The organism is Oliverpabstia sp. (genome assembly GCF_022785585.1).
In the GTDB taxonomy this organism is placed as follows: domain Bacteria; phylum Bacillota; class Clostridia; order Lachnospirales; family Lachnospiraceae; genus Oliverpabstia; species Oliverpabstia intestinalis.
In genome coordinates, this window is the sequence record NZ_JALFPR010000058.1 from 1 (window position 1) to 6,350 (window position 6,350).

Consider the following 6,350-nt stretch of genomic DNA (forward strand, 5'->3'; position numbering starts at 1 on the left):
CAGCGAAGATGTTGAGACAGGAACTACCATGGTCATGGATCTCGGAAACGGCTATCAGGCAACCTATGGACAGCTGAAAGACATCACCGTAGAACCGGGACAGACCGTGGAGAGCGGAACCATCCTTGGCTACGTCAGTGACCCGACAAAATATTATGTCAAAGAGGGCGCAAACCTGTACTTTGCCATGACCAAAGACGGCAATCCCATCGACCCGATGATCTATATCGAGACGGTGACAGAATAGAAAGATCCGTCTGTCTGGAAATTCGTTTCAGACAGGCGGATTTTGCCGTTACATTTCCTGTATGGACAGGCGGAGGGGAATGTGCTACCATAGAGCAAAGCATTATTATTTCTATCGTCTAGGAAATCTAATATCATATCTTTTTCAATTCCAGATTCCATATCCAGAAATCGGAATGCAGGTAATCAAAACAATCACAAAAACACCAATAAAAATCAAAACAGGAGGAGAGAAAACGAATATGTGTCAGGCAGTGGATGAAATGATAGAAGATGGAAGAAATGAAGGAAGAAAGGAAGCAACTGTGAGAATTCTGACTGGTCTGATAAGAGATGGAATCTTATCAATAGAGGAAGCAGCGAACAGAGCGGGGATGTCAGTGGAAGAATTAAAAATAAATATTGAAAACGCAGCAAAAAATAGTAGGGTAGAAAAAAGAACAAAAGAAAGGAACGTGTATGATGAAAAAAGCATGGTGGAAAGAGGCGATTGTTTATCAGATCTACCCGAGAAGTTTTATGGATTCGAACGGGGATGGAATCGGAGATATTCCCGGCATTATCAGCAAGCTGGATTATCTGAAAGAACTGGGAATTGATGTGGTGTGGCTGTGTCCGTGTTTTAAATCACCGAACGATGACAACGGCTATGATATCTCGGATTACCGGGATATCATGGATGAGTTTGGAACGATGGATGATTTTAAGGAACTGCTGAAACAGACGCATGAACGGGGAATGAAATTGTTGCTGGATCTGGTGGTAAATCACAGTTCCGACGAACATCCCTGGTTTGTGGAATCCAGAAAATCAAAAGATAATCCATACCGGGATTACTACATCTGGCGAGATGGAAAAGACGGAAAAGAGCCAAATAACTGGACCTCTTATTTTTACGGTCCCGCATGGAAATACGATGAGGCGACCGATCAGTATTACCTGCACATCTTCTCGACCAAACAGCCGGATCTAAACTGGGAGAATCCAACCGTACGGCATGAGATCTACGATATGATGAAATTCTGGCTGGATATGGGATGCGACGGTTTTCGGATGGATACGGTAAACATTTATTCCAAAACTCCGGGACTGCCGGATGGAAAACCGGGAGAAAATATCGGGGAAGAATACTTCCAGGATGGTCCGAGGATCCATGAATTCCTGCAGGAGATGAACCGGGAAGTGCTGTCAAAATATGACATCATGACGGTTGGTGAGCTGACCGGCGGATGTATCGAGGAATCTCTGCAGTATGCAAACAATGAGGGAACAGAACTTGGCATGGTCTTCCAGTCCGAACAGAACCTGATGGACTGCGGAGACAAACGATTCAGCTACCGGAAAGTGCCACTGTCAGAATTAAAAGTCTGCTTCAGCAAATGGCAGACGTATTTTCAGGGACGGGCGTGGAACAGCCTGTACTGGACCAACCACGATCAGCCAAGAACGGTATCTCGTCGTGGAAATGACAAAGAATACCGGAAAGAAAGCCAGAAAATGTTATACACCATGCTTCTGACCATGCAGGGAACCCCTTATATTTATCAGGAGGAAGAAATCGGTATGACCAATGTATATTTTGACAATATTGAAGACTATGACGATGTGGAGATCAGAAGCTACTGGGATCGCTATGTGGTTCACGGGGATGAAGACCCGGAAAAAACACTGGACGGTATCCACTACAGAGCCAGAGACAACGCGAGAACCCCGATGCAGTGGGATGATTCGGAAAATGCAGGATTTACCACCGGTACCCCGTGGCTGAAAGTGAATCCAAATTATAAAGAGATCAATATAAAAGAAGCTCTGGAAGATGAGAATTCGATTTTCCACTATATGCAGCGGCTAATCCGGACGCGAAAAGAAAATGAGGTTGCTGTCTACGGTGATTTTATTGAGTATGAACCGGAAAATGAAGAGCTGTATCTGTATGAGCGAAACTTTGAAGGGAAAAAACTGTTTGTGGTACTGAATTTTACGGAGAATCACGCACAGTTCCATCTTCCGGAAGCCATTGATCCGGAAGGTTCACGGCTTCTGATCAGCAATTACGATGAAACTCCTGAATTACAGAGCAGACAGCTGCGACCGTATGAGGCAGCAGTATATCTGTGGGAAAAATAAAGATAAGTGAGGACAACCGGAATCTGTTTTGAATAAAACGATTTCGGTTGTTTTTTTGATTCCCTTTTTGAAAAGGTATGTGTATAATGAATAACGGGAAGTGAACGAAATGAATTATACATATATATTACAATGCAGTGACGGAACTTATTACACCGGCTGGACGAACGATATAGCAAAACGACTGAAAACGCACAATGAGGGGAAAGGTGCAAAATACACAAGAGCCCGTCTGCCGGTGACACTGGCATATTATGAGGCATTTGAGACAAAAGAAGAAGCCATGCGCCGGGAGTGGGAGATCAAACAGCTGACCAGAAAGCAAAAGGAGAAACTGGTTCTGTGATTGCAGAAAAACTGGAATAAGAGGAAATGAAAGGAAGGAACAAATGAAGAAAAGAGGAAAATGGTTGACTGCCATGGGACTTGCGATGCTGCTTACACTTCAGACACCTGTAGCGGCTGTAGTTGAAGCAAGTACAGATGGTGGAATACAACAGGAAATGACTGTGGAAAACCAGAAGGGGACAAAAGAGGATCGAGATGAGTCTGAAGTACAGAGCGAAGAAGAACAGAGTGAAAAACAATCTGATCTGGAAATACAAAAGAATGATATAATTGACGAAGAAAGAACAGAAGTTATACCGCAGGAAGCTTCACAGATGTCGGAATCTGTAAAGAAAGAGCAGATAATCTATACCTGGAAATACGATGCAGAAATCGGCTGGCAGCTATGGAAAAGTGAGGGGGAAGAGGAAGAAAAAATCTGTGCACCGGGAGTTTATATTTTAAAAGATGGTATTTACTATCTGGGTGTGTATGAAACAGAAGATAAAGAAGTAAGCAGAATCAAAGAGGAAGAGCCAGAGCAAGGTGTGTTGAAAGAAGGAATGGTTTCTGTCACAGATACTACACCAGTGATAACGGACGAGGAAAAAGAAATTATTTTGCAGGAAGGTACATATTACTTTTCTTATGAGACCGGGGGAGAAGAGGAGAGTCAACAACCGAGAGATGGAAAATATCTTACCAATACATGGGTGCATCCGGGAGAAGATGTGTCTGTCTGGTATTATGTAAACAAAGAGGGCGTGCAGGAAGATCCTGCATTGCACGAAGGACCTATGCAGAATGAAACGGGTTATTTTTATCTGGATAAACAGGGGAAAAGTCAGTCGGGTAAGTTTAAAATTAATGGCGTTATTTATAACTATGACGGAAAAGGAAACAGAAGTCAGATTCGTGATGGATGGCAGCAGGATGGAAACAACTGGTATTATATAGAAAATGGTCAGCAGGCAACGGGATGGAAAAATCTTCAGAGCAACTGGTATTATTTGAATCCGCAAAATGGAATATTACAAAAAGGAGTTTTCAGAGATTATACAGGAACATTATATTATGCGGACAGTAACGGAAGAATGATTTCCGGAAATGGGTGGAAGCAGATAGGAACGGCCTGGTATTGGCTGCAAGCTGGCGGAGCATTGACAACCGGATGGATCAATACCGGAGGTAACTGGTATTATCTGGATCCCAATACCGGAGCAATGCATACCGGATGGTATCAGGTAAACGGAAGCTGGTATTATTCTGATGGAAGCGGGATGATGCAGTCCGGAGGCTGGATAAACCTTGGAGGAACATGGTACTATCTGGGTGGAAGCGGAGCAATGTATACAGGCTGGTTGAACCTTGGAGGGAAGTGGTATTATCTGGATCCTGGAAGCGGAGCAATGAGAACCGGTTGGTACCGGGATGGGGCAACCTGGTATTATTCTGACGGAAGCGGAGCGATGGTATCCGGAGGCTGGTTGAATCAGGGAGGAACGTGGTACTATCTGAGCGGAAGCGGAGCAATGTACACAGGCTGGTTGAATCTTGGAGGGAAGTGGTATTATCTGGATCCCGGAAGTGGAGCAATGAGAACCGGCTGGTATCGAGATGGAGCAACCTGGTATTATTCTAACGGAAGCGGAGCGATGCAGTCCGGAGGCTGGATAAACCTTGGAGGAACGTGGTACTATCTGAGTGGAAGCGGAGCAATGTATACAGGCTGGTTAAATCAGGGAGGAAGCTGGTATTATCTGGATGGAAACAGTGGAGCAATGCATACCGGTTGGTATCAGGTAAATGGAAGCTGGTATTATTCTGACGGAAGCGGAAAGGTGGAAGCTGGACGTTGGATGAATCAGGGAGAAACCTGGTATTACCTTAGTGGAAGCGGTGCCGCTTTCACAGGATGGCAAAAGATTGGAAATACCTGGTATTATTTCTATGATGATTGCCGTATGGCAGCGAATACCTGGATCAATAATTACTATGTCAATAGCGACGGTGCCTGGAGTGATACGGCTACAGTAATGCCGGGTGCAACATATAATTACGCATTCCCAACAGCACAGACCAAAAAAGGATTACAGGTAAAAGATGGCATGGAAGATGATGCCAGCAATCTTGGGGTGAAACATGCAGTTGTCAATATTGCTTTAAACCATGTGGCATCTGGAAGTGGTATTGAATATCAATATCAGGGGAAAACATATTATATGAATACCGGGTATATCCATGAACTGGATCGTCAGATTAAAGAGCTTCATAACAGAGGCATGGTTCTTACTGCTGTTATCGTTCTTCAATGGAATTACCAGCAACAGGATCTGATTCTTCCTGGAGCACGTAGTTATGGATATAATCTTTATGGATGGAATACGCAGGAGGCAACAGGGAAGCAGCATCTGGAAGCAATTTGCTCTTTCTTGGCAAATCGATATGCGGCACCGGATATGGGCGTGGTAAACTGGATTTGTGGTAATGAAGTTAATGCCTGGAAAGATTATCATTACAGCGGTAGTGTGGGATTTGATCAGTATATGGAATACTATGCGCAGGCATACCAGCTGTTATACAATTGTGTGAAACATGCATACAGTAACGGACGTATCTATATGTCAATTGACCATACATGGACGTATAACCGCAGAGCTAATTGTTATACCAGTAAGAGTGTGTTGGATCGTTTTGCGCAGCTGATGAATCAGAAAGGTATTTCAGACTGGATGATCGCATTTCATCCATATCCGGCACCGGAATTACAGTCAGATTTCTGGAATCGGACACTGGATGTAATTGACAGTGAAAATTCGCCGATTATTACCATGGCCAATCTTTCATATTTTACGGAATATGTAAAGAAAAATTATGGTGCAGGTAAAAGGATTATTCTGTCAGAATGTGGATTTACATCTGTTACAAACGGGAATGACAGACAGGATATTCAGGCTGCAGCGATTGCGTACGGTTATTATCTTGCAGAGACAAATGACATGGTGGATTCTTTTGTTGTACATCGACAGGTAGATCACAGTGCAGAAACACAGCAGGGATTTCATCTTGGATTATGGACATGTAAGCCCGGATCGACAGAAACTGCAGACAGTAAAAAACAGGCATATGATGTGTTCAAATACATGGACACAAAACAGTATATGACATATACAAAATTTGCCCTTCCACTGATTAAAAAAAACAGCTGGGAACAGGCAGTTTCAGGATTTAACCCGGCGAAATTCACCTAAGATCAGACAATAAAAATACAACAAAAAACAATTTTCATATCAAAAAGACAAGTAGTATAATAGGACTGTACCTGAGAACTAAAATTCGGGTACAGTCTTTCTTTATGTATATAACGAGTGAAAGCCTGTGTCGGCAAAAGACATGGACTTGTTTTATAAAAATGTATGGGGAAAAGGAGAAGTAAAACTATGGCAAAAGAAATTCGTATCGAAGAGGGAAAATTAAAAGTAATTTTTGAGATCCGGGATAACGGAGTGGTGGAACTGAAACAGTTTGATCCGGCAGGACGGGCGGATGTCCGGGAGAGAAAACGGGAAGCGGAGGATTTTTATCCGATCACCGAAGTACAGATGACCGGACGGGGCAGCCGCGGGATGCATGCGTATAAGCACAATGTC

General features: G+C 43.4%; 6 protein-coding genes. All 6 read left to right on the forward strand.

Annotated features, from left to right (window positions below; genetic code table 11):
• On the forward strand, positions 1-247 hold a 247-nt coding region (locus tag MSA64_RS03720), incomplete at its 5' end, for a peptidoglycan DD-metalloendopeptidase family protein (RefSeq protein ID WP_287890598.1).
• A 79-nt stretch (positions 248-326) separates the two neighbouring features.
• A complete protein-coding gene (locus tag MSA64_RS03725) occupies positions 327-845 on the forward strand; it encodes a hypothetical protein (RefSeq protein ID WP_235904298.1) in 519 nt (172 codons plus the stop codon).
• Complete coding sequence (locus tag MSA64_RS03730) at positions 766-2,373, forward strand: glycoside hydrolase family 13 protein (protein WP_235904304.1); 1,608 nt, start codon at positions 766-768, stop codon at positions 2,371-2,373. The genes MSA64_RS03725 and MSA64_RS03730 overlap by 80 nt, the downstream gene beginning before the upstream one ends.
• 109 nt (positions 2,374-2,482) lie before the next feature.
• Positions 2,483-2,719, forward strand: a complete 237-nt coding sequence (locus tag MSA64_RS03735) for a GIY-YIG nuclease family protein (protein WP_106491170.1) — start codon at positions 2,483-2,485, stop codon at positions 2,717-2,719.
• 43 nt (positions 2,720-2,762) lie between these two features.
• Positions 2,763-5,951, forward strand: a complete 3,189-nt coding sequence (locus tag MSA64_RS03740; RefSeq protein ID WP_154431097.1) for a DUF5722 domain-containing protein — start codon at positions 2,763-2,765, stop codon at positions 5,949-5,951.
• A 189-nt stretch (positions 5,952-6,140) separates the two neighbouring features.
• A partial coding sequence (locus MSA64_RS03745; protein ID WP_287890601.1) for a hypothetical protein occupies positions 6,141-6,350 on the forward strand: 210 nt, incomplete at its 3' end.

Bases quoted from the DNA above. Each gene is read 5' to 3' on its own strand.
- MSA64_RS03725 (WP_235904298.1), top strand. From the start codon at position 327: ATGTGCTACCATAGAGCAAAGCATTATTATTTCTATCGTCTAGGAAAT.
- MSA64_RS03730 (WP_235904304.1), top strand. From the start codon at position 766: ATGGATTCGAACGGGGATGGAATCGGAGATATTCCCGGCATTATCAGC.
- MSA64_RS03740 (WP_154431097.1), top strand. From the start codon at position 2,763: ATGAAGAAAAGAGGAAAATGGTTGACTGCCATGGGACTTGCGATGCTG.
- MSA64_RS03735 (WP_106491170.1), top strand. From the start codon at position 2,483: ATGAATTATACATATATATTACAATGCAGTGACGGAACTTATTACACC.